The 22,667-nt window shown below is 47.4% G+C and carries 23 protein-coding genes, 1 pseudogene and 1 riboswitch; of the genes and pseudogenes, 15 read left to right on the top strand and 9 right to left on the bottom strand.

Annotated elements, in window-relative coordinates; all coding sequences use genetic code 11:
• Positions 1-40: 40 nt before the first annotated feature.
• Positions 41-304, top strand: a complete 264-nt coding sequence (locus BUB35_RS00510) for a metal-sensing transcriptional repressor (protein ID WP_072847985.1) — start codon at positions 41-43, stop codon at positions 302-304.
• A gap of 12 nt (positions 305-316) precedes the next feature.
• Entirely contained in the window at positions 317-2,851 is a 2,535-nt protein-coding gene (locus BUB35_RS00505; RefSeq protein ID WP_072847984.1) for a heavy metal translocating P-type ATPase, read from the top strand.
• A gap of 208 nt (positions 2,852-3,059) precedes the next feature.
• On the opposite strand, the gene BUB35_RS00500 is transcribed toward BUB35_RS00505, so the two are convergent.
• The gene (locus BUB35_RS00500; RefSeq protein ID WP_072847983.1) at positions 3,060-3,779 is read right to left on the bottom strand and encodes a DNA alkylation repair protein; all 720 of its coding nucleotides are present in this window, start codon (positions 3,777-3,779) and stop codon (positions 3,060-3,062) included.
• 430 nt (positions 3,780-4,209) lie between these two features.
• Between BUB35_RS00500 and BUB35_RS00495 the strand changes: the two genes are divergently transcribed.
• A complete protein-coding gene (locus BUB35_RS00495) occupies positions 4,210-4,602 on the top strand; it encodes a metal-dependent transcriptional regulator (protein ID WP_072848075.1) in 393 nt (130 codons plus the stop codon).
• Positions 4,603-4,655: 53 nt separating this feature from the next.
• Here the strand turns inward: BUB35_RS00495 and BUB35_RS00490 are convergent, their stop codons facing one another.
• The 3 genes from BUB35_RS00490 to BUB35_RS00480 form a co-directional block, all read right to left on the bottom strand.
• The gene (locus tag BUB35_RS00490; protein WP_072847982.1) at positions 4,656-6,119 is read right to left on the bottom strand and encodes a polysaccharide deacetylase family protein; all 1,464 of its coding nucleotides are present in this window, start codon (positions 6,117-6,119) and stop codon (positions 4,656-4,658) included.
• A gap of 4 nt (positions 6,120-6,123) precedes the next feature.
• Positions 6,124-6,900 carry an EFR1 family ferrodoxin gene (locus BUB35_RS00485; RefSeq protein WP_072847981.1) on the bottom strand — a complete coding sequence of 259 codons (777 nt, stop codon included), beginning with the start codon at positions 6,898-6,900 and terminating at the stop codon, positions 6,124-6,126.
• 195 nt (positions 6,901-7,095) lie between these two features.
• Positions 7,096-8,031, bottom strand: a complete 936-nt coding sequence (locus BUB35_RS00480) for a copper amine oxidase N-terminal domain-containing protein (protein ID WP_072847980.1) — start codon at positions 8,029-8,031, stop codon at positions 7,096-7,098.
• A 362-nt stretch (positions 8,032-8,393) separates the two neighbouring features.
• Between BUB35_RS00480 and BUB35_RS00470 the strand changes: the two genes are divergently transcribed.
• The 7 genes from BUB35_RS00470 to bilS all read left to right on the top strand — a co-directional run bounded on the left by BUB35_RS00470 (position 8,394) and on the right by bilS (position 15,576).
• Positions 8,394-10,031 carry an FAD-dependent oxidoreductase gene (locus tag BUB35_RS00470; RefSeq protein ID WP_330391014.1) on the top strand — a complete coding sequence of 546 codons (1,638 nt, stop codon included), beginning with the start codon at positions 8,394-8,396 and terminating at the stop codon, positions 10,029-10,031.
• A gap of 149 nt (positions 10,032-10,180) precedes the next feature.
• On the top strand, positions 10,181-10,681 hold the full coding sequence (locus BUB35_RS00465) for a DNA-deoxyinosine glycosylase (RefSeq protein WP_072847978.1): 501 nt from the start codon (positions 10,181-10,183) through the stop codon (positions 10,679-10,681).
• Between the two features lie 149 nt (positions 10,682-10,830).
• A riboswitch (SAM riboswitch) is annotated at positions 10,831-10,931 on the top strand.
• A 98-nt stretch (positions 10,932-11,029) separates the two neighbouring features.
• Entirely contained in the window at positions 11,030-12,202 is a 1,173-nt protein-coding gene (gene metK / locus BUB35_RS00460) for a methionine adenosyltransferase (protein WP_072847977.1), read from the top strand.
• 368 nt (positions 12,203-12,570) lie between these two features.
• Complete coding sequence (locus BUB35_RS00455; protein WP_072847976.1) at positions 12,571-13,437, top strand: hypothetical protein; 867 nt, start codon at positions 12,571-12,573, stop codon at positions 13,435-13,437.
• A gap of 118 nt (positions 13,438-13,555) precedes the next feature.
• Positions 13,556-13,984 (top strand): bilirubin utilization transcriptional regulator BilQ, encoded by a 429-nt coding sequence (gene bilQ / locus BUB35_RS00450; protein WP_072847975.1) that lies wholly within the window; start codon positions 13,556-13,558, stop codon positions 13,982-13,984.
• Positions 13,977-15,086: a bilirubin reductase gene (gene bilR / locus BUB35_RS00445; RefSeq protein WP_072847974.1), complete on the top strand. Its 1,110-nt coding sequence runs from the start codon at positions 13,977-13,979 to the stop codon at positions 15,084-15,086. The genes bilQ and bilR overlap by 8 nt, the downstream gene beginning before the upstream one ends.
• A 1-nt stretch (position 15,087) precedes the next feature.
• On the top strand, positions 15,088-15,576 hold the full coding sequence (bilS, locus tag BUB35_RS00440) for a flavodoxin family protein BilS (RefSeq protein ID WP_072847973.1): 489 nt from the start codon (positions 15,088-15,090) through the stop codon (positions 15,574-15,576).
• 57 nt (positions 15,577-15,633) lie between these two features.
• Here the strand turns inward: bilS and BUB35_RS00435 are convergent, their stop codons facing one another.
• The 5 genes and pseudogenes from BUB35_RS00435 to BUB35_RS00415 all read right to left on the bottom strand — a co-directional run.
• On the bottom strand, positions 15,634-16,221 hold the full coding sequence (locus BUB35_RS00435; protein WP_072847972.1) for a hypothetical protein: 588 nt from the start codon (positions 16,219-16,221) through the stop codon (positions 15,634-15,636).
• A gap of 16 nt (positions 16,222-16,237) precedes the next feature.
• Entirely contained in the window at positions 16,238-16,627 is a 390-nt protein-coding gene (locus tag BUB35_RS18650; RefSeq protein WP_072847971.1) for a hypothetical protein, read from the bottom strand.
• A 193-nt stretch (positions 16,628-16,820) separates the two neighbouring features.
• Positions 16,821-17,243 (bottom strand): ATP-binding cassette domain-containing protein, encoded by a 423-nt coding sequence (locus BUB35_RS18645; RefSeq protein WP_276326366.1) that lies wholly within the window; start codon positions 17,241-17,243, stop codon positions 16,821-16,823.
• 342 nt (positions 17,244-17,585) lie between these two features.
• Entirely contained in the window at positions 17,586-17,936 is a 351-nt protein-coding gene (locus BUB35_RS00420; RefSeq protein WP_143158911.1) for a hypothetical protein, read from the bottom strand.
• A 142-nt stretch (positions 17,937-18,078) separates the two neighbouring features.
• Positions 18,079-19,299, bottom strand: a pseudogene (locus BUB35_RS00415) (DUF4368 domain-containing protein); the annotation flags it as partial.
• Between the two features lie 191 nt (positions 19,300-19,490).
• Here BUB35_RS00415 and BUB35_RS00410 point away from each other — a divergent pair.
• From BUB35_RS00410 to BUB35_RS00390, 5 genes are all read left to right on the top strand, one after another.
• Positions 19,491-20,312: a ParA family protein gene (locus BUB35_RS00410; RefSeq protein ID WP_016147252.1), complete on the top strand. Its 822-nt coding sequence runs from the start codon at positions 19,491-19,493 to the stop codon at positions 20,310-20,312.
• Positions 20,269-21,195 carry a ParB/RepB/Spo0J family partition protein gene (locus BUB35_RS00405; RefSeq protein WP_002586529.1) on the top strand — a complete coding sequence of 309 codons (927 nt, stop codon included), beginning with the start codon at positions 20,269-20,271 and terminating at the stop codon, positions 21,193-21,195. Before BUB35_RS00410 ends, BUB35_RS00405 begins: the two co-directional genes overlap by 44 nt.
• Before the next feature lie 13 nt (positions 21,196-21,208).
• A complete protein-coding gene (locus tag BUB35_RS00400) occupies positions 21,209-21,484 on the top strand; it encodes a DUF5720 family protein (protein WP_016147253.1) in 276 nt (91 codons plus the stop codon).
• A gap of 26 nt (positions 21,485-21,510) precedes the next feature.
• The gene (locus BUB35_RS00395) at positions 21,511-21,702 is read left to right on the top strand and encodes a hypothetical protein (RefSeq protein WP_438266588.1); all 192 of its coding nucleotides are present in this window, start codon (positions 21,511-21,513) and stop codon (positions 21,700-21,702) included.
• A 69-nt stretch (positions 21,703-21,771) separates the two neighbouring features.
• A complete protein-coding gene (locus BUB35_RS00390; protein ID WP_002586531.1) occupies positions 21,772-22,650 on the top strand; it encodes a DUF6017 domain-containing protein in 879 nt (292 codons plus the stop codon).
• Positions 22,651-22,667 lie beyond the last annotated feature (17 nt).

Genomic DNA, 22,667 nt, shown 5'->3' with positions numbered 1-22,667 from the left:
CCCTAGGGGGGAGGGTATAAAGAGGGAAAGGTGTGTTACCATGCGTGCAGATAAAGATAAGATTACGAAATTGCTGAAAACAGCCAGAGGACAGCTGGATGGGATTTTGAAAATGGTGGAGGATGACCGCTATTGTATGGATATTTCCCAGCAGCTCATGGCAGTGGAAGCCATTCTCAATAAAGCAAACAAGGAAATTTTGACAGCCCATTTAAAGGGTTGTGTGGTAGCAGCCACCACCGATGCCGAAAAGGAAGAAAAGGTAGATGAACTGGTGGCTATGCTGGGCAAAATACTGAAATAAGGAGGAAATGCCATGAAACAAAAATTTGACGTGACGGGTATGACCTGTTCTGCCTGCTCTGCCCATGTGGAGAAAAGCGTCAGCAAGCTGGAAGGTGTCCAGTGTGTCAACGTAAACCTGCTCCAGAACAGTATGGTGGTGGAGTATGACGACAATGCCCTTGGTACGACGGATATTATCCATGCGGTGGAAAGCGGCGGTTATGGCGCATCGGTACAGGGAGAAACCAAAACGCAGGAAGCGCCGAAAAATGTGGCAGCGGAAGAAATGCACCATATGAAACGGCGGCTTATCGCATCCTTTTGTTTCTTGATTCCCCTGTTCTATATTTCCATGGGGCACATGATGGGAGCACCATTGCCTGCCATTTTGCTGGGGGACGAAAATGTCATGATTTTCGCTTTGACACAGCTGTTCTTGACCATTCCCGTACTCATCATCAACAAGAAATATTATGTGGTAGGCTTCAAAGCTTTGTGGAATCGCGCGCCTAACATGGATTCCCTCATTGCGCTGGGTTCTGCGGCGTCAGTGGTTTACAGTGTGTTTGCTATTTATTCCATGGCTTACGCAATGGGGCATGGGGATTTGATGACAGCCCATCATTACGGTATGGAGCTGTATTTTGAATCCGCGGCTATGATTTTGACCCTCATCACTGTGGGGAAATATATGGAAACCCGTTCCAAAGGGAAAACTTCTGAAGCCATCAGCAAACTCATGGACTTGGCACCCAAAACAGCCACGGTCCTGCGAAATGGTGTGGAACAGGAAATCCCTGTGGAAGAAGTGGTGACAGGGGATACCATCATCGTAAAACCGGGACAGCGGATTCCCGTAGACGGTAAAATCATGGAAGGCTTTTCCGCTGTGGATGAAAGCGCCATCACTGGCGAAAGTATCCCTGTGGAAAAACAGGTGGGCGATACAGTTATCGGTGCGACTGTCAACAAAAGCGGTTATTTCCGCATGACGGCTACAAGAGTCGGCAAAGATACCACTTTGTCCCAGATCATCGCGCTGGTGGAAGAAGCAGGGGCATCCAAAGCACCCATCGCCAAAATGGCAGATAAAGTCAGCGGTGTATTTGTGCCCGTGGTTATTACCATTGCTGTTCTGGCGGCAGTCATCTGGTTTGTGGCTGGAAATCAGCCTTTCTCCTTTGCGTTGTCCATCGGTATTGCGGTGCTTGTCATTTCCTGCCCCTGTGCTTTGGGTCTGGCAACACCTACCGCTATCATGGTGGGCACAGGTAAAGGCGCAGAATACGGTATTCTGGTAAAATCCGCCGAAAGTCTGGAAATTGCCCATCAGGTGCAGACTGTGGTGCTGGACAAAACAGGCACTTTGACAGAAGGCAAGCCCGTTGTCACTGATGTGGTGCTGGCAAAAGGTATTCTGCGAAACCGTCTGCTGAAACAGGCGGCGGCAGTGGAAGCCCTTTCGGAACATCCCTTGGCAGAAGCCATTGTTGCCTATGCCAAAGAAAAGGAAGTCTTTTTTGAAAAGGCGGAAAACCTCACCGCAACAGCAGGTCAAGGCGTGGAAGCCGATGTGGCAGGAAAACATATTCTGGCTGGGAATCTGAAAATGATGCAGGAAAGAGGCATCCAGCTGGGAGAATGGGAAGCAAAAGCCGTGGATCTGGCAGAAGCGGGAAAAACGCCTCTGTTCTTTGCAGAAAATGAAACATTTCTGGGCATTGTGGCATTGGCAGATACCTTGAAGCCTACCAGCAAAGCCGCTGTGGACGCGTTCCATCAGATGGGCATTGAAGTGGTCATGCTCACAGGGGATAACAAACGGACAGCAGAAGCCATTGCCAAGGAATTAGATATTCAGGTCATTGCGGAAGTTTTGCCTCAGGATAAGGAACGGGAAGTGCGCCGTTTGCAGGAACAGGGCAAAAAAGTTGCTATGATTGGAGACGGCATCAACGACGCTCCTGCCCTCATGCGTGCGGACGTAGGTGTTGCCATTGGTGCAGGTACAGATGTTGCCATGGAATCCGCGGATATTATCTTAATGAAAAGCGACCTCATGGATGCGGTGACAGCCATTGAACTGAGCCACGCTACCATCCGCAACATCAAAGAAAATCTGTTCTGGGCATTTTTCTACAATGCCTGCGGTATCCCTCTGGCGGCTGGGGTCTTCTATCCTCTGCTGGAATGGAAACTGAATCCCATGTTTGCGGCGGCGGCAATGAGTTTCAGCTCTGCTTTTGTGGTGGGGAACGCCCTTAGACTGCGGCTCTTCCGCCCGAAATACGCGAAGACAACAACGGCTTTGCCGAAAGAAAATATACAGAAAGAATCAAATCATAAGGAGGAAATTGGTATGAAAAAAGTATTGAAAATTGAAGGTATGATGTGTAATCATTGCACAGGCAGAGTGGAAAAAGCCCTGAACGATCTGGAAGGCGTAACAGCGGAAGTAAGTCTGGAAGGCAAAAGCGCAACGGTGACACTGTCCAAAGATGTCAGCGATGAAACACTGGTGCAGACTGTCACAGATGCAGGCTACGAAGTGGTAGATATTCAGTAAAAAAGTATTCTGAAATTAGAAGACTTTACTAGAACATCTTCATGAAGAAGAAAAAGATAGCCGGAATTCCCAAAAGGTTTTCCGGCTATTTTTTTATCTGTATTGTATCATGGGAACTAATGGCAGATACCATGGCTGTCAATGGGAAAAGTGTATCAAAAAAAGCCCATATTTTCGGCAATGAGCTGAAAATACAGGCTTTTTGTTTTTAGGAAAGCAGACTTTTCAGATACTCCTTGTCCTCATCAGAAACCCGTCTGGATTCCCGTGCTTTTTGTACGAATTTACGGAATACCCAAGGGTCTAAATTGGCGGCAAGGACAGCTTTCTTTGTTTCTTCGGGGAATTTCACCCATGCTTCTGCCATCAGCCATGCCTGCGCCATGCGGACATAATAGAAGTCTGAGTCCACTGCCAGCGTACGAGTCAGAACCGTATTGATGGTGGTGGGTGTCAGATAATGGTGGAGCATGACAATGAGCCATACCCGTACTGTCCATGGATTCAGGGAAGACAGATACACGGAGATGTAGCGGAAATAGTGGGCTTTGTCTGCTTTATGGGACAGTACCTTTTTCAGAGAAGAACAGAAGGTATCGCAGATTGCCCAGTTTTCCACAAGGAATTTTGCCATTTTGTCGCTGTGAGGCAGAAAGTCCGCATAGGGCAGTTCCGCAGCTACCAGCCCGTAAAGAAGCCGTTCTTCGTGATATGTTTTGCCGCAGACAGCCAGAAATCCATTGGGGTCGCCTTTGGCAATGGCTTTTGCCGTTTTGCGCAGAAAAGGCAGTCGCAGTCCCAGAGTGGGCAGTTCAGAAGCCAGCAGTTTTTCGTTAAACAGACGGTAGGCTTCATCTGCCTCCTGTTTCAATTCCGCAAGAAAATCGTTGTAGGTTTCCGGTGTCCAGCGCTCCGGCATCGCTTGCATAAAATCACTTCCTGTTTCTATAAATATGTAAAATTTTGGTTCAATAATGCATTTTCAGACAACAAAAAAGACGGCAGTTTGTTTTGGGGGGAAACTGCCGTCTCCTTTGAAAGGGCTGTCATTGTCAATACATGAAAAACGGAATTGGGGGGAGTTTTCCATGTACGGAGGGACAATGACATGAAGAGATGAAAAGTTTGATTCAATACGCAAAACCGTCAGGAGAGGACGATATTGCGCAGAAACAAGCATTTTTGATATACAGGTGTATGATGCCTGTATACGTATCTTTATGATGCAATATTTTCCGTAAATTGTCAATGGAAAGTGTAAAATTTTTTGTGAAAACGGAAAGTTTTGTATTTGCAGTTGTATCTTTGGGAAAACTCTGTTACCATAGAAACAAGTTTAACTTTGGGGTGAGAAAATGATTAAAACAAGAGAATCTATGGAAAATTACCTGGAAACCATATATATTTTACAGCAGAAAACAGGCTACGTCCGCGCCATCGACATTGCCACAGAATTGGGATTCAGCAAGCCCAGTGTCAGCAATGCCATGAAGAAACTGCGGGCAGAAGGTTATATCACCGTCACAGACCGCAGCAAAATCGCCTTGACAGAAGCAGGCAGAAAAGTGGCAGAAGCCACCTATGAACGGCACTGTGTCATTGCTGCGTCCCTCATGCGCATCGGCGTTTCGGAAAAAACAGCCCTGGAAGATGCTTGCCGGATGGAGCATATCATCAGCGAGGAAACCTTCGCCTGCATGAAGCGCCATCATCAGGAAAGTCTGGACGAAATCAAACAAAAAGAATCTTAAAGCAGAAAAAGCGTTCCGTGGAGAATTTCCGCAGAACGCTTTTTTATGTAGATTTACTGGAAATAAGAATAGCCGTAAACTTTTCCAGCTTTTGGTGTTTCGTTGTGTTTGTATTGAATCAGCTCGGAAACGGTTACCAGCTGATAGCCCTGTTCCTGTAACATAGGAACCAGTTTTGCCGTTGCCTGTGCGGTGGTGTCATAGATGCCGTGCATCAGGATGACTTTGCCGTCCAGATTGCCTGCTGCTTTCACTTCTTTCAGGATGCTGTCCACATTCCGTGTCTTCCAGTCCAGTGTATCCACAGACCATGTGACGATGGGCAGGGGAACATTTGCCTGTACGGTGGCGTTTGTGTTGCCGTAAGGAGGACGGAAGGAAGTAGGTTTCACGCCTGCTTTGGCGAAGGCTGCATTGACCTGTTTCACATCTGCCTGAATCTGGGATGCAGAAAGTTTTTTGAAATCCTTGTGGTCATAGGAATGACTACCTACTTCACAGCCCAGGGCTGCTTCCCGTTTCACCACATCGGGATACTGTGCCACACGATAGCCTACATCATAGAAGGTAGCCACTGCGTTGTATTTTTCCAGCACATCCAGAATGGCGTTGGTGGCTGTAGGAGAAGGACCGTCGTCATAAGTCAATGCCACCATGGGCTTGTTGGGGTCAATGACCCGTCCGGTTTCTTCTGTGGTTCCCTCAGGCTGGGCAGGTTCTTCCACAACGGGTGGAACTTCCTCAGGGTCTGTCAGGAAGGAACCTTTGAACACCTCTCTGGGGATTTCCAGGCGGATGGCACCGTATTTGCCGGGAAGAATCTCATATTTGTCAATGTAGAAAATCACGCTGTCGTCAGTCAGAGCAAATGTGCTGAACACATCGCTTTCCGGCGCCAGAAGGGCTTTGTAATTGCCGAAAAGCTGCTTGCCGTAGGTTTCGTGTTTCTGGAAATAATCTAAGGCATAAGCGGATGCTTTCTCACGGTAGGAATCCCGGAAAATATCCGCAGCCGTCAAAGCTTTGCCTGTAGCGGCATCAAACAGATATGTGCTCCAGGATGCCGGTTCTGTGTAGGCGCCGTCGATTTTCCGTGTTTCCAGAAACGATACACTGGCAATGTTGTCTTTGGTGATGTAGGAATCATAGCCAATGATGAGGGTGCCTGTGTATTTGCTGGGCGTTTTTTCCTCGGCTTTTTCTTCTGCCGCTTTGGTGTAGGCGGTTTCAAAAGCATCGGCCTTTGTTTTCAGGGTTTTGATGATTTGCTCATCCAAAGCCGCCTGATTTGTCACAGGATACTGCACAGCATAGGAAAAAGGTTCTTTTGCGCTGACGTATGTCTTTGCTTCGCCCCAGTGCTGGGTATCCTTATGGAAATTGAAGTAGCTTTCTGCCTGAGTGGTCAGGGCTGCTGTGCGGCTGTCCGCAGCGGCGGCTTCCGTAAAGGAACCAAAAGCAGTCAGTGCCAGCAGTGTGCAGGCAGTGAAAGCTGCCAGAAATCTATTTTTTTTCATGGGATCACTCCTTTTTGCGGTAATCGGGGTGCAGATAACGTCCTTTGTTTGCGGTGCCTCTGCCATACTGGATGGCCTGTCTGGGACAGTGCTGCAAACAGGACATGCACATGTAGCAATGGTCTTCCTCCCAAACGGGAACCCCTGCTGTCATTTTGATGCAGCCGGAAGGACAAACATAGGCGCAGATGCCGCAGCCGATGCAGTCCACAGTGGGATAGAAGGGTTTTGTTTTGGTGGCGAAACGGCGGAACAGAGGATTCACCACATTGCTGAGGAATGTGCCGCCTTTGCCTTTTTTCACACGGAAGAAGTCTTTCCGTTCCAGTTTGACTGCCCGCAGGATGAGCTGTACGATTTCGTCTGCCTGACGGAGCATCTGTCTTTGGGTTTCCGGTGAAGGCGCTTTGAACAATACGGCATAGTTATCGGGCATGATCACGGAATAGCCGCTGTCCAGAGAAAGATCGTTTGCCTCCAGAGAAGCCTCCAGAATGGACATGGTTTCCCCGGCAGACTGCCCGCAGGTGCAGACAGCGTAGGTGTAAACATCTTCTTCATAATACAGTTCCAGACGCTGAACGAACTGCTCCACCATCTGGGGTGGCGCCCAAGCGTGAACAGGGAACACAAAGCCCAGTTTTTCCCCTTTTTTCAGGGTATATTCGTAAGCATCTTCTCTTGTGGCTCTTGCCATGTCGATCATTTTCTCGCCAAGACCTTCTGCTAGTTTTTTCGCTACATGATAGGAATTTCCGGTGCCGGAAAAATAAAAAACCATATAAATAACCTCCCCGATCGGTATTGATGTTTTTTTAAGATAGTATTATCATATCATATTTTTGTGTGGATAGTTTTGCGAATTTATTAAAGTTTTTCATTATTTTTCGAAACAAATTTCCATGACGCAAAAAGAAGCCATACCTCCCTAAAGGAAGTATGGCTTCTTTACATCTCCCAATGGGAGGAGGGGTCATTATTTCAGGTTTTCCACAACGTCAGCGGATACGTACAGTACGCCGTCTGTCAGTTCAGCAGCAGCGGAAGATGTCATTGCCATGTCGCCTTCTACAACATATGTTGTGCTGCCCAGTGTGATCTGTGCGGTCATACCGTCTTTTTCCAGTACAACGGGAGCTGTTTTGCCCTGCCATTTTACGCTGTAGCCTTTTGCTTCTGCTGCGTCACGCAGTGCTACCATTTCAGGTGCTTCTACGGATTTTGTATCAACAGCAGCTTCTTCAGTATCTTCTGTTGCAGCTTCTCTTTCTTCCAGCAGCAGTACCAGAGAAGGATTTGTCTGTGCGGGGATGCTTCTTGTTGTGATGTCGTAGAATACAACAGCATCTTTGCCTTTTACATCGTCAGCGCTCAGGATGCTTTTTGTACCCAGAGTTGTCAGGATGGTAGTATCTTCGGAAATGTTCAGCTGCAGCAGGTCTTTTTCGTTGAGCAGGTCATCGTTGAAGTGACCAACGGAGATGGAGCCTTTGTCAGCGTTTGCAACCACTGCTGTTACCTGACCCATGTAAGGAGGCATGCTCATGCCCATGGGTGCCATTGCGCCGTAGATGACTGCAACTTCCATACCTTCTGTCAGTTTGTCAGCTGTGATCACGCTGCCTGTTTCTCTGTCAACGATGGTTGTTGTGGGAGATACTACAAAACGCAGACCGCCGTTTTCGTTGTCCATGGTGAATACTTTGTTGCCGTCTTCTGTGTCAGCTACTTCTGTGATTTTGCCTGTGTTGCTGATATAAGCGGATGCTTCTGCCTGATCGTCAGCTTCTGTGCTGATGGGAACAGGTGTTGCTGTTGTTTCGCCTTTCATCACTTCTGCGTATGCAGCTGTGCTGCCTACAACAGTGAATGCCAGTGTCAGTGCCAATACTTTGTTCAGATTCTTTTTCATAGTGAATTCCTCCTGTTAATCAAAAAATGTATGTTTCGTTTTTTGCGTTGTTTTTTTTGTTGATTGTTTGTTACGCTTATTCAGACGGGAGCTTTTTTTGAAAAGTTCCAAAGTTTTTGAAAAAATTTTTGAAAAATCGAAAAAATAACGTGAACAATGGGAAAAAAGCCCGTAAATCCAGGGTTTTTGCCAAAGAAAAAATATGATTTTCAGTACGGAAAAAATCATTTTATGCATATTTCGTGCCATATGGGCGAAAATTTGCGGTTATTTCCTGTGACTTAGTTACGGAAGGAATGGTGGGAAAAGGACTATACTGAATCCAAGAAAACGACAGATCAATGGGATTGGAGGAATGGATTATGATGCGTGTTTTGATTTTAGGCGGTGTGGCAGCAGGTACAAAGGTAGCGGCGAAACTGAAACGTCTGCGCTTTGACGCGGAAGTGCTGATCCTCACCAAAGATGCGGATATTTCTTATGCTGGCTGTGGTATTCCTTATTATGTAGGGAATGTCATCACAGATCGGGAAAAGATTATTGTCAATACACCGGAAAAATTCGCGACCCTCACAGGGGCAAAGGTTTTGACAGGCAGAGAAGCGGTGAAACTGGATGCGGCGGGAAAGACTGTAACAGCGAAAAATCTGGCAACAGGCGAAGAAGAAGTTTATCCTTATGACGCATGTGTCATCTCCACAGGGGCTTCCTCCATCGTTCCACCTTTGCAGGGGGTCAATCTGAAAGGCGTATTTACCATGCGCACTCCTGATGATGCGGAAGGTCTGAAAAACTATGTGAAAGCCAGCGGCGCAAAAACAGCTGTTGTTGCCGGCGGCGGTTTCATCGGTCTGGAAGTAGCGGAAAACCTGCTGGAACAGGGCTTAGATGTAACTGTTATGGATATGGCACCTCAGGTGATGCCCGGTTTTGACCCGGAATTTGCCGCTTATGGCACAAGACATCTGGAAAAGGTCGGTATCCATGTTTCCACTTCCACAAAAATGGAAGGTATCACAGGCAGTGAAAAAGCAGAAGGTGTACAGACAGACAAGGGACTTATCCCTGCGGATGTGGTGGTACTTTCTCTGGGCATCCGTCCAAACACTGCATTTTTGAAAGAAACTGGTCTGGAATTTGCCAAAAACGGCGCCATTCTGGTAGATAAATCTCTGCGGACAAATCTGCCGGATGTTTACGCCGCTGGGGACTGTGCAGTGGTAACCAACCGTTTGACAGGTGAAATGGCGTGGGCGCCCATGGGCTCCGCGGCAAATATGGAAGGACGTGTGCTGGCAGAAGTGCTGGCTGGCAGAGAAAAAGAATTTGCTGGCGTGCTGGGGACAGCTGTTGTGAAACTGCCCGGACTGAACGCAGCCAGAACAGGGCTCAATGAGGCGGCAGCCAGAGCAGCAGGTTATGATGTGGAAACCGTTGTGGCAGTCAATGACGATAAAGCCCATTACTATCCCGGTGCGGATAACTTCATCACAAAACTCATTGTGGACAAGAATACAAAGAAACTGCTGGGCATTCAGGTTATGGGTCCCGGCGCTGTAGATAAAATGGTGGATATCGGTGTGACAGCCATTTCCTTGGGTGCGACACTGGATCAGCTGGAAAATCTGGATTTGGCTTATGCGCCTCCTTTCTCCACAGCCATCCATCCCTTTGTAGCGGCAGTGAATATCCTGCTGAACAAAATGAATGGGGATCTGGAATCCATGACTCCTGCGGAATATATGGAAAACAGAGGCGAAGGATACCGCGTGCTGGATGCGGCACAGGCACCATCTATTCCCAATGCAAAATTTGTGGATGTGGCACAGGTACACGGACCTTTGGAAGATGTAGACAAAGACGAAAAACTGATGATCATCTGCACAAAGAGCAAACGTGCTTATATGCTGCAGCAGAGATTGAAATATTTCGGCTATACCGATACCACTGTGGTAGAAGGTGGTCTGTGGTTCAATGAACTTCCTGTGAAAGGAAAATAATGAGCCTATCTTATAGAAAAGAAGGGCAGTTGGAATCAAAGGGTTCTGACTGCCCTGTTTTTATGGGGATTTTGGCAACGTTCTTTTTGCTTGCCTTTTCATAGGAAAAGCCGTATCATAAAGCAAAAGTAAGCAAAGGAGAATCATCCATGGAACCCATCACTGTACAGCATACCTTTTCGCCTATTTTCGACAAAAACAGCCGTTTGCTCATTCTGGGCACAGTGCCTTCTGTGAAATCCAGAGAAAACGACTTTTATTATGGTCATCCTCAGAATCGTTTCTGGAAACTCATTGCCATCCTTTGCGGCGAGAAAACCCCTGTGACAAAGGAAGAAAAAACAGAAATGCTCCTGCGCCACGGCATTGCCCTTTATGATGTGGTGGAGAGATGCACCATCGTTGGCAGCAGTGACAGCTCCATCAAAGATGTAGTGCCTGTGGATTTGACACCCATTTTGGAGCAAACAGGGAATATCCCCATTTTTGCCAATGGCGCAACAGCGGAAAAATTATATCGGAAATACCTTTTTCCAAAGACAGGTATCTCTGCTGTGAAACTGCCTTCCACCAGCCCTGCCAATGCGGCATGGTCTTTGAGCCGTTTGGAAGAAGCATGGCGGGAAGCTATGGAGCCATATCTGGGCTAACCCTATGGGCGTTTTGCATGGAAAGGGCGCGGAATTTCGGGAAAAGTTATACAATATCGGAAAAGTGTACGATTTTACTGGGATTTTTGCGCCAAAAACATTGACAGACAGGGCAGAACCTGCTACAATACCACAGAAGTCAATAAGGAAACTTATCAAGAGTGGTTGAGGGACAGGGCCCTGTGACACCCGGCAACCGGCGGAAACGCATCGGTGCCAATTCCCCCGCATATTTTGCGGAAGATGAGTAAAAACGAGAAAGCCCTGCGGCTTTTTTTTTATGCCTTTTACAGCGTCCCAAAGAACGACTGAAACTTGATAATACAAAAAAACAAACTGGAGGAAATTATGAGCAGAAGATTATTCACATCTGAGTCCGTAACAGAAGGACATCCCGACAAGATCTGTGACCAGATCTCCGACGCCATTCTGGACACAATTCTGGCAAAAGACCCTAAGGCAAGAGTTGCCTGCGAAACATGCACCACAACAGGTATCATTTTCGTAATGGGTGAAATCACCACAAGCGCTTATGTTGATGTAGAAGGCATCGTTCGCGATACTCTGCGTCAGATCGGTTACGACCGTGCAAAATATGGTTTTGACTGCGACACATGCTCCGTGATCACATCCATCCACGGTCAGTCTCCTGACATCGCTCTGGGTGTAGACAAAGCCCTGGAAAACAAAACAGGCGAAGACGACAGCGAATTTGATACAGGTGCTGGCGACCAGGGTATGATGTTCGGTTTTGCTTGTGACGAAACAGAAGAACTGATGCCCCTGCCCATCTCTCTGAGCCACAGACTGACAAAAAGACTGGCAGAAGTACGTAAAAACGGTACACTGTCTTATCTGCGTCCCGATGGTAAAGCACAGGTAACAGTAGAATATGTAGACGACATACCCGTTCGTGTTGACACAGTCGTTGTTTCCACACAGCATGACCCCGAAGCAACACAGGAACAGATTCGTGCAGACATCATCGAACACGTTGTAAAGAAAGTTATCGATGCAAACCTGCTGGATGAAAACACAAAATACTACATCAACCCCACAGGCAGATTCGTTATCGGCGGCCCTCAGGGTGACAGCGGTCTGACAGGCAGAAAGATTATCGTTGACACCTACGGCGGTTACGCTGCTCACGGCGGCGGCGCATTCAGCGGCAAAGACCCCACAAAGGTAGACCGTTCCGCATGCTACGCAGCAAGATACGTTGCAAAGAACATCGTTGCAAGCGGCATCGCAAGCAAATGTGAAGTACAGCTGGCTTACGCTATCGGCGTTGCAAAACCTGTTTCCATTCTGGTAAATACATTCGGTACAGGCAAAATCTCCGATGATAAGATCACAGAACTGGTACAGCGCAACTTCGACCTGCGTCCCGCTGCGATCATCAAGAACTTCGACCTGCTGAGACCTATCTACAAACAGGTTGCGGCTTATGGTCACTTCGGCAGAACAGACCTGGATCTGCCTTGGGAAAAGACAGACAAAACAGACGTATTCCAGATCTGATTTTGAAAAATACGCAAAGAAAAAAAGAGCCTGTGTTAGGGGCATCTTCATAAGACAACAAAGCAAGCTGAAATCCTTATGATATAGAGGATTCCAGCTTGCTTATTTTTATAAGCTTTTATTTGATATGTTTTCTTCTGAAGATAGCCGTCGCAATTCCCCTTAAGAAATCAAGAAAAAGGAAACCCAATGTATTCTTAAGGGGAATTTGCTTTTTTGCGCAGGTTTTTTCTATTTATGAACTTTTGTAATAAAAAGTTAAAAGAAATGTCAATATATTTCATGGGATTCGCCTTGTTTTTTTCGCCTGAAAAAGAGAAAATGATACTAGGATATTGTGCGAAAATACAAGGAAAGGAGGATGCCCCATGAAAAAGAAAAGATGCTTTGCGGCTTTATTGTCCTGTATCATGCTTTGGCAGACTCCTGTTTTTGGGGCGGAGCAGGAAGAACTTTCTCCGCCGGAATATAGATGCACCATAGACAATACGGACGAAGATTATGCATCCGGTGATTGGAAGTATGGCTTCACTGTGGAAGAAGAACCCCTCTTTTATTTGAAAGAAGGGGAGAAGCATGTTTTCCTTCTGTGTGATGGAAAATATGTGGATGCGCCTGTACTCATTGCAAAGGATACGGCATATGTGCCTCTGTGGGTGCTCATCAACGATATGGGCTTTGAACTGCGGGAAGAAGGCAACGGACTTTTGCTGGTTAGAGGCAATCAGAAGCTGACAGTCAGCAGTAAGGAAAGCACATTGGATACCAGTAAAATGCTGCCCCTCCGGGATGTTTCCGAGGCGTTGGGGGCAGAAGTGACATATATGCGAAAAGGTGTTATGCCTTTGGAGAATCCCCTGATCAGTGTAGATTTCCGGGGAACAGAATTGACAGAGGAAGAAGCGCTGGAAAAGGCGAAAGAAGTCCTCACATCCTGTCTGGAAGCCCAGCAGGAACAGGGTTATGTCCATGAGGATACGCTTGTTGACCCGAAAATCACCAAGAAACTGGCGGCAGAAATTGACGCGCTGCATGTGTCAGAAGATGTCATTGCGGGATATTACCTGTTTGAAGGCATGGAAAATCTGCCCTATATTCTGGTGGAAAAAAGTACTGGAGATGTTTACTGCAAAACGGGCAGCGGTGATGCTGGAAATGGTTCCTATGTGGAAGCCATTCAGAAAGTGGAAGCAGATGATGCAGACCTTCTTGCCATTGGATATTATTTTGGATAAAAAACAGACGGAAACTTTCCGAAAAAGGGAGTTTCAGTTTTTTTATGGCAAAATACTTGACAAAGTCAGATAAATAACATATGCTTGACAAAGTCAAGTAAATGAAAGGAGTGTTTGTATGTTTGATACATTTGCATATCTCATCACTTCTCTGCGGAAAGACTTCACGGAATTCTGCAACGAAAAATTGCAGGAAATGGGTCTGACACAGGGATTGCTGTTTTTTATTCTGTATGCGGGAAAACATCCCCAGTGTTCTCCCAAAGAGCTGACGGAAGCCCTTCATATGGATGCGGGCTATTGCGCCAGAACGTTGGCAAAGCTGGAGGAAAAAGGTTTTCTGGTGCAGGAGAAAAATCCTGCTGACCGCAGAGCCAGAATGGTGACGCTTACAGAAGAAGGGGAAAAGGTATTCCATGCCAGCTATGACCTTTTTGCACAGTGGGACAAAGAAGTCCTGAAAGATTTGACACCGTCCCAGAAAGCGGAGCTCATGGGAACCATGAAAAAAATCGCTGCCGAAAGGAGGCAGATGCGTCATGTATGAAACCATTGGAAGCCCTGTGAATTTGGGGAATGTGACTTTGAAAAACCGCATTGTTTTTGCACCTACCACATTGGGAGTGCCTAATGATGCGTATTTGGAACGAATCGAAAAGATTGCTGCCGGCGGCTGCGGCATGATTATCATCGGTGATGTGCCGGTGCAGTCCATGCCCTTTGGCAATAACCTTTATACAGAAAGTGGCTTTGCTTTTTATGAGAAACTGGCAGAAACAGCCCATAAGTATGGCTGTAAAATCTGTGCCCAGCTCCATCAGGATGATACAGATCTTGGAACACTGCGGCAGTATGCGCCTCAGGTGAAGGCAGGGAAACTCACTCAGGATGATTTGCGGCAGATGATCAATGACCTTGTAGGTCCTTATGTTACTAATATGCCTGTGGAAAAGGTACACAGCATCATCAATGCGTTTGGGGATGCGGCGGTGCTGGCGAAAAAGGCTGGATTTGATGTGATGCAGGTCCATGGGGATAGAATGTGCGGCAGTTTTGCCTCTCCCCTGTTTAACAAGCGGACAGATAGCTACGGCGACTCTCTGGAAAACAGAGCAAGATTCCTGCTGGAAGCTGTAGAAGCCGTGCGGAAAGCAGTGCCGGATATGCCCATTGATGTGAAACTGGCAGTCCGTATGGAACAGCCACAATACGGCAAAGCAGGATTTACAGAGGATGAATTGAAAACAGTGGTTCCCATGCTGGAGAAGGCAGGGGCAGACAGTTTCCATGTATCACTGGCAAACCACGCTTCTTTGTCTGATACCATTCCTCCTGCAAACCACCCATATTTTCATGAAGAAGGCTGTTTTCTGGGGTTCTGCGATACCGTGAAACAGTATACAAACCTGCCTGTCTGCGGCGTAGGCGGATTGACCAGTCCGGCTTTTGTGGAAGAACAGCTGAAAACAGGCAGAATCGACTGTGCTGCCATGAGCCGTCAGCTTCTGGCAGACCCCCAGTGGACGGAAAAAGTTTTATCAGGACGAGAAAAAGAAATCAGACGGTGTGTCCGCTGCAATAAAGATTGTCTGGGCGGCATGATGCGCCATGAAGGTACCCATTGTATTTATGAGAAAGGCGGAAAATGATATGAAATATGCCATTTGTTACAGCAGCAGAACAGGAAATACAGGAAAACTGGCAGAAGCCATTCGTCAGACACTGCCCACATTGGATTGTGTTTACTGCGGCGCGCCTCATGTTGCAGCAAATTCCGCAGATGTGATTTTTGCGGGATTCTGGACAGATAAAGGTACCTGTGACAGCCAGATGGGTGAATTTTTGCAGACACTGGAAAACAAAAAGGTATTCCTTTTCGGCACCGCTGGTTTTGGCGGCAGTGCGGCGTACTTTACACAGATTTTGGAACGGGTACGGACAAATGTGCCTGCATCCTGTGAGATTATCGGTACATTCATGTGTCAGGGGAAAATGCCTGATGTGGTGCGGGAACGTTATGCGGCTATGGAGCCCTCTCCCAAACGGGATATGATGCTGGAAAATTTCCAGAAAGCACTGGCGCACCCCAATGAAGATGATTTGGCGGCATTGACGAAATTGATACAGGATTTGGCATGATACATAAAAAAGGCTTGTTGACTGTAATATACAGTCAACAAGCCTTTTTGGCTTTGATTATTTGATATCCTGTCCTTTCAAACGCTGGAAACCAATGAGGAAAGACAAAATCAGATAACCGCCTGCTACAAGGAAGCAGGGCAGAAATGTGGATAATTGATTGGATGCTTCATAAACAGAAGGCATGTGTGCAGAAAGCTTGATAAAGTCCAGGCTGATATGAATCTTAAAGATGCCAAGGACCATTTCCACAGCCTGCGGGATATAGGGCACAAGGAAACCGAAAATGGCGCCGGTGATAACATTCTGTGTCAGAACAGCCATGGTAACGGCAAAACTGATATGTGCCATGACAAAAAGAATTTTTGCTACGAGGGAAAGAGCAAAATATGCAGGGTATTCAAGGGTCCCCATACCGTATTTGCTCATGGCGAATATGCCCATAAAAATGGAAAGCACCAGCATCACCAGTACGTATGCGCCGGAAATAGTAAAGACCATAGATAAATAGTAGCTCTTCTTTGAAATGCCTCGTCCGACGATGTTCTTCATGGCGCCGGAACGATAAACCTCTGCAATGATATTGGCTGCCAGTACCATAAATGCATAAAGAACCATGTCGCCGCCAAGGAATGTCTGCATCATACGGGTCATTCCCGTGTCAGACGTAAAGCCCAGCAGGAAAATCCGGATGGAGACAGCCAGAAAAATCAGCCCGATCCCAAGGCATCCGTAAAAGAAGCGATCCTTTTTCAATTGATAAATATGTCCGCGAATTAAATTTGTCATACAGCTTTCCCCTTGAAAGTTTTTCTACAAAGAATTTTTCCATATCTTCATCGTTTGCGCCCAAACCGCACACACGCACTTTATTTTCCACCAGATACTGGTTCAGATCAGCCAGATTCATTTTTTCATGGAGACGCAGGCTGTGATTGGAAAGGACTTCACAGCGCACATCAGGATAACGGGACGCGATCAATGTCTTTGCGTCCTGCAGATAGTCAGGTTCTACGGAAATCTGGACACTGCTGCTGCATGCGTCTTCCAATGTTTCTTTACTGAATTCATCGATCAGACGTCCGCCGTCAATGATGGCGTAGTTTGTTGCCAGCTTATACAGTTCGCTTAAAATGTGGCTGGCAATGAGAATGGTGATCCGTGCTTCTGATTTAATTCCTCCAGCATTTTACGCATTTCGTATACGCCTTCCGGATCCAGACCGTTGATAGGCTCGTCCAGAATCAGGAAGTCAGGATTGCTAACAGCGCAATGGCAATGCCCAGACGCTGCTTCATACCAAGAGAAAATGTACGGGCTTTCTTTTTGCCTGCGTTTTGCAAGCCCACCATTTTCAAAATTTTGTTATAATCAGGAGAAGGAATGCCAAAGAGCAGAGAGAAGTAACGAAGGTTTTCTGTTGCTGTCATGTGTTCGTAGATACCAGGTTTTTCAATGAGCATCCCCATGCGGTTGCGTGCAGAATCATCATTTGATTTTCCCAATAATGTGTAATTGCCTGCGCTTTGCTGTGTCAGACCGCAGATGATACGCATCAGCGTCGTTTTCCCTGCGCCGTTTTTTCTCACCAGACCGTAAATAGAGCCCTTTGGCACATGAATGCTGACATCATTTAAGACTGTTTTTGTTCCATATACTTTCGACAGATTGTTTGTAAAATATATTCCATGAGATTCCCACCTTTTTTATTTTCTTGTTTCCGTAATGGCAAATATTAACTGGACACTAATATAATATAGTTTTTCTATTTTTCCTATTTATGAAGTCGTAATTTTTGTTTAAGATTCTTTAAAGGTGTATATTTTGAAGTGCGAAGGGACAAAAAGAAAGGGAAAAATCTTTGATTTTACAATATGAAAGAAATATGTACAGAAAAAAGACTGTATATTGGATGCATAATGTCATAAAAACGGAATACTGTGGTCATTCTGATGAAATGAAAACAGCTGGAATCCATATCCTTTGTATAGATTCCAGCTGTTTTTCTTTTAAAGATATTGATAGAAAAATCCCTTTGTAGTGCTGTACCAGAATAAGGTGCCATGCCCACGTTTGGGAATCCGCAGCTGCAAGTCCCATTCGGGATATTGCTTGTAGAGCTGCACTTTATCTCCCGTTGCAAATGCCACAAAAGAGATGTAGTTTTCTTTTTCCATGGGATGGTCTGTGGTGAGGAACCAGTCGTTTTCAATGACTTCTACATGGAATTTTTCACTTTCCTCAGCCTTTTTGGCTGTCATGGGTTCCAGACTGCGTCCGCAGCAGGTAATGGAAGCGTCCCCTGTGGTTAAAGTCAGATTGCCGCAGTGGGGACAGATAAAATATTTCGATTTTTTCATGTTTCCCTCCAGAAATGATGTTGGCAGATTGCCTGCCAGCAGTTTTTCGATGGGTACCCCAAACAGTGCGGAAAGGGACGGCAGCATGGAAATGTCCGGACATCCCAGCCCGGTATCACATAGTTAAAGATATTGGTGTCATTTAATCAATTTTGCCGATAAAGCGGTAGAAGATTTCTACCTCCTGTTCCCGGCTTCCGTCCTCACCTTTGACCGCTTCATGGACAACGATTTTTTCAATCAGCGTATTCAAAAGTTCGGCGGTCAGTTCTGTTGGATTGACGCACTCTTTCATCAAGGCAATCCATTTTTCTGCGTCTGCGGCGTTCTGGCTTTCAGTGGCGATAGCGGATTGAAGCTGTTCAATCTTTGTGTCCAGTTCAGCCTGTTCGCTCTGGTACTTCCCGGACAGCATAGAGAAGTTGTATTCTGTGATACGCCCCGCCGCCCAGTCCTCATACATCCGGGCAAACAGGGTATCGACTTCGGCTTTCCGCTTCTCCGCTTTGTTCAACTCTGCGGCTTGCTTCTTTCTTGCGGCGGCCTGTCCCTTGTCATTGGCATTTAACAGCCGCTTCAAAAGCCGTTCTTCATCATGCTGTACCAGCCTCGACCAGTATTGCAGACGGGAGAGGACATAGGCGTAAAGCACATCATAGCGGATATAATGCATGGAGCATTGGCGTGTGCCCTGTCCGTACTTGCTACAATGATAATGGCCGTAAGGCTTGCTGTTCTGCCTGTTCTCCCCATAGGACAGCGACCAGCCGCAATCCGCACATTTTACCAATCCGGAAAAAATCTGCGTCGTACCATCCTTGCACTTTCTGCGGCGGTTTGCTATCTGCTCCTGTACCTGCCGGAAAACCTGTTCGCTGATAATCGGCTCCTGCGTGTTCTCTACCCGCACCCATTCACTTTGGGGCTTGCGTATCCTCCGCTTGTTCTTAAAGGAAATGTTTGTTTCCCGGTAGTGGATGGTATGGCCGATATAGGTTTCGTCTTTCATAATGCTCTTGACCTGGGCTATCGTCCATGCGTAGCTTTTTTCCTCTGGCGCACCCGCATAGATGTTTGCAAAAGTCCCGTCACGCTGGAAATTGATAAATCCCGGTGTGGGAACCTTTTCCATAATCAGTATTCTTGTGATACTGGCCGCCCCTCTGCCATGAATGGCAAGGTCAAAAATCTTCTCCACTATCCAGCGGGTTTCCTCGTCGATTATCAGCTTGTTTTTGATTTCCGGGTGTTTCCTGTACCCGATGGGAGCATAGGCACCGATACGCTGTCCTGTGGCAAACTTCGCTTTGAAAGCGGCCTTTACCTTGCGGCTCGTATCTTTCGCAAACCATTCATTGAACAGAGGTTATTCGGGAAAGGGAAAGACAAACAAGCAGAAATCCAGTATTCATGCGGGTTTGCGGCGGGATGGCTCCCCAAAAGCTGAACACAAATAAGACAAGCAGCAATACAATCGCATATCGTTTCTCAGGGAGAATGTTGATTTATGTCACATTCTCCCTTTTTTTATTCCAGAAACGAGGTGATTGCAAAGTGAACACACAAATTATCACCATCGCCAACCAGAAAGGCGGCGTTGGTAAGACAACGACCTGTGCCAACCTGGGGATTGGATTGGCACAGGCTGGAAAGAAAGTGCTGCTGATTGATGGGGACCCGCAAGGCAGCCTGACCATCAGCCTGGGTCATCCCCAACCGGACAAGCTGCCCTTTACCCTGTCTGACGCTATGGGCCGTATTCTGATGGATGAACCACTCAAACCCGGCGAGGGCATCCTGCACCACCCGGAAGGCGTTGACCTGATGCCTGCGGACATCCAGCTTTCCGGCATGGAGGTTTCCCTGGTAAATGCCATGAGCCGTGAGACCATCCTGCGGCAGTATCTGGACACCGTAAAGGGACAGTATTCCCATATCCTGATTGATTGCCAGCCCTCCCTGGGGATGCTTACGGTCAATGCCCTGGCAGCCGCCAACAGAGTCATAATCCCCGTCCAGGCGGAATATCTGCCCGCCAAGGGTTTGGAACAGCTGCTCCAAACAGTAAATAAGGTAAAGAGGCAGATTAACCCCAAGCTCCAGATTGACGGCATCCTGCTGACGATGGTGGACAACCGCACCAACTTCGCCAAGGAGATCGCCGCCTTACTGCGGGAGACCTACGGCAGCAAAATCAAGGTGTTCGCCACCGAGATTCCCCATTCGGTCCGGGCAAAGGAAATCAGCGCCGAGGGCAAGAGCATTTTTGCCCATGACCCCAATGGCAAGGTGGCCGAGGGGTACAAAAATCTGACGCAGGAGGTGACGAAACTTGAAAAGCAGCGCGAAAAAAGTAGAGCTGGCATCGGTAGATGACCTGTTTTCCACCGAGGAAAGCCGTGCCGACGCACAGCGGGAACGGGTGCTGGAAATCCCGCTGTCTGAGCTGCACCCTTTTAAGAACCATCCGTTCAAAGTCAAGGATGATGAATCCATGATGGAAACTGCGGACAGTATCCGACAGTATGGTGTGCTGGTTCCGGCGATTGCAAGACCTGACCCGGAGGGCGGCTATGAACTGGTAGCCGGACACAGGCGGCACAGAGCCAGTGAACTGGCTGAGAAAGAAACCATGCCGGTCATTGTCCGGGATTTGGACGATGACGCTGCCACCATCATCATGGTGGACAGCAACTTGCAGCGTGAAAGCCTGCTACCCAGCGAAAGAGCTTTTGCCTACAAGATGAAACTGGAGGCTGTAAAACACCAAGGAGCCAGAACAGATTTAACTTCGGCCCAAGTTGGGCCGAAGTTGACTGCGGCAGAAAAAATCGCAGAGAACAGCCCGGATAGCAAGTCGCAGATTAAGCGATATATCCGTCTAACGGAGCTGATTCCCAAACTGCTGGATATGGTAGATGAAAAGAAAATCGCCTTTAATCCGGCCTATGAGCTGTCGTTCCTGAAAAAAGAGGAACAGGTGCAGCTTTTGGACGCGATGGACAGCGAACAGGCCACACCTTCTCTCTCCCAGGCTCAGCGGCTCAAGAAATTCAGCCAAGAGGGGCATTTATCCATTGATGTGATGCGGGCCATTATGGGCGAGGAAAAGAAAAGCGATCTGGACAAGGTGACATTCACCTCAGACACCCTGCGGAAGTATTTTCCCAAGAGCTATACTCCGGCAAGGATGCAGGAAACCATTATCAAGCTGTTGGAACAGTGGCAGAAAAAACGCCAACAGCAACATGAACGCTGAGAAAGGAGCGCCTATGAGGGATATTTCAGCCCGTGAGTTGAAAGGACACAACATTCTTGCCGTGGAGCGTTTTCAGGACAACACCCGCCGAATGATCGAGTTTTCTGTCCTGCGTTCCTGTGCCTACGGCAGTCCCGGTGATGAAACGCGGCTGTTTCTTACGGAGGACGGCTATCAGGCTGCCCTCCTGAGCCAGCAGCATCGGGAAATCAAAATCAAGCGGTATGCCCGTGTGATTGAGGGACATATCCTCGATTTTAAGCCGGACAAGCGCCGCCGCCACTCATAAACAAATCATTACTGCGAAAGGAAAGGATTGAAATGTGTACTGTAAAGGAAATCCGGGAAGCAATCCGGGAGGATTGCCATTCCCAGCATGATATGGAATCTATGGAGATTGACCGTGTTCTGCAAACTCTGCCATTCTCTCAGGGAAATGACCTGTTGGATAAACCGCCCATTCCCAAACGCCCCTACCGGCGCAGAAAAAGTGAACAAAACAGCTGACTGCCACAATTCTTTTTACAGGATTGTGGCTTTTTTCATATCCTGAGAAATTTGGAAGGAGTGAGGTCAATGGCCGTATTTCGCATTGAACGAACCAGAGATTATACCGTAATGAGCAATCACCATTTACGCAACGGGAAACTGTCCCTGAAAGCCAAGGGGCTGCTTTCCATGATGCTGTCCTTACCGGAGGACTGGAACTATACCACCAGAGGGCTTGCCGCCATCTGCAAAGAGGGCGTGGACGCTATCGGCGGCGCGCTGCGGGAGCTGGAAACTGCCGGGTACATTGTCCGTCATCAGCTACGAGATAGGCAGGGTCGGATCAGTGATACCGAGTATGTCATCTACGAACAGCCACAGCCGAAGAACCCGGATACGCCACAGCCGGATACGGCTTCACCAGATACGGGAAAACCGGATATGGACAAACCGGATACGGAAAAGCCCGCAGAATTAAATATAGAGAAATCAAATACTCAAAAATCAATTACTCATGGATCAAGTACCGATTCCATTCCCTTCCGGGAGAAAACGGCGGCAAGACCGCCGGAACGGAAAGGAAGGGATGCGATGTCTGTCTCCGAGATAGAAAGTTATCGGGATTTGATTTTAGAGAACATCGAGTATGACTACCTGTGCAGGGAGTTTGCCACCTATCGGGAGGATTTGGACGAGATCGTGGAGCTGATGGTGGAAACCGTCTGTGCCAGACGCAAAACCACCCGGATTGCAGGCAGCGACTTCCCCCATGAGGTGGTGCGCTCCCGTTTTTTGAAGCTGGACAGCGAACATATCCGGTTTGTCATGGACAGCTTGCAGAAAAACACCACCGAGGTCCGCAACATGAAGCAGTACCTGCTGACGGTGCTGTTTAACGCACCCACCACCATCAGCAACCACTACACTTCACAGGTTAATCATGATATGAACGCAGGCGGCTGGTAAGGCCGTCTTTTTTCATC

This window comes from Anaerotignum lactatifermentans DSM 14214 (genome assembly GCF_900142265.1).
In the GTDB taxonomy this organism is placed as follows: domain Bacteria; phylum Bacillota; class Clostridia; order Lachnospirales; family Anaerotignaceae; genus Anaerotignum; species Anaerotignum lactatifermentans.
The sequence above is the reverse complement of the archived record's forward strand: the minus strand, read 5'-3'. Positions and strand labels throughout refer to the sequence as shown.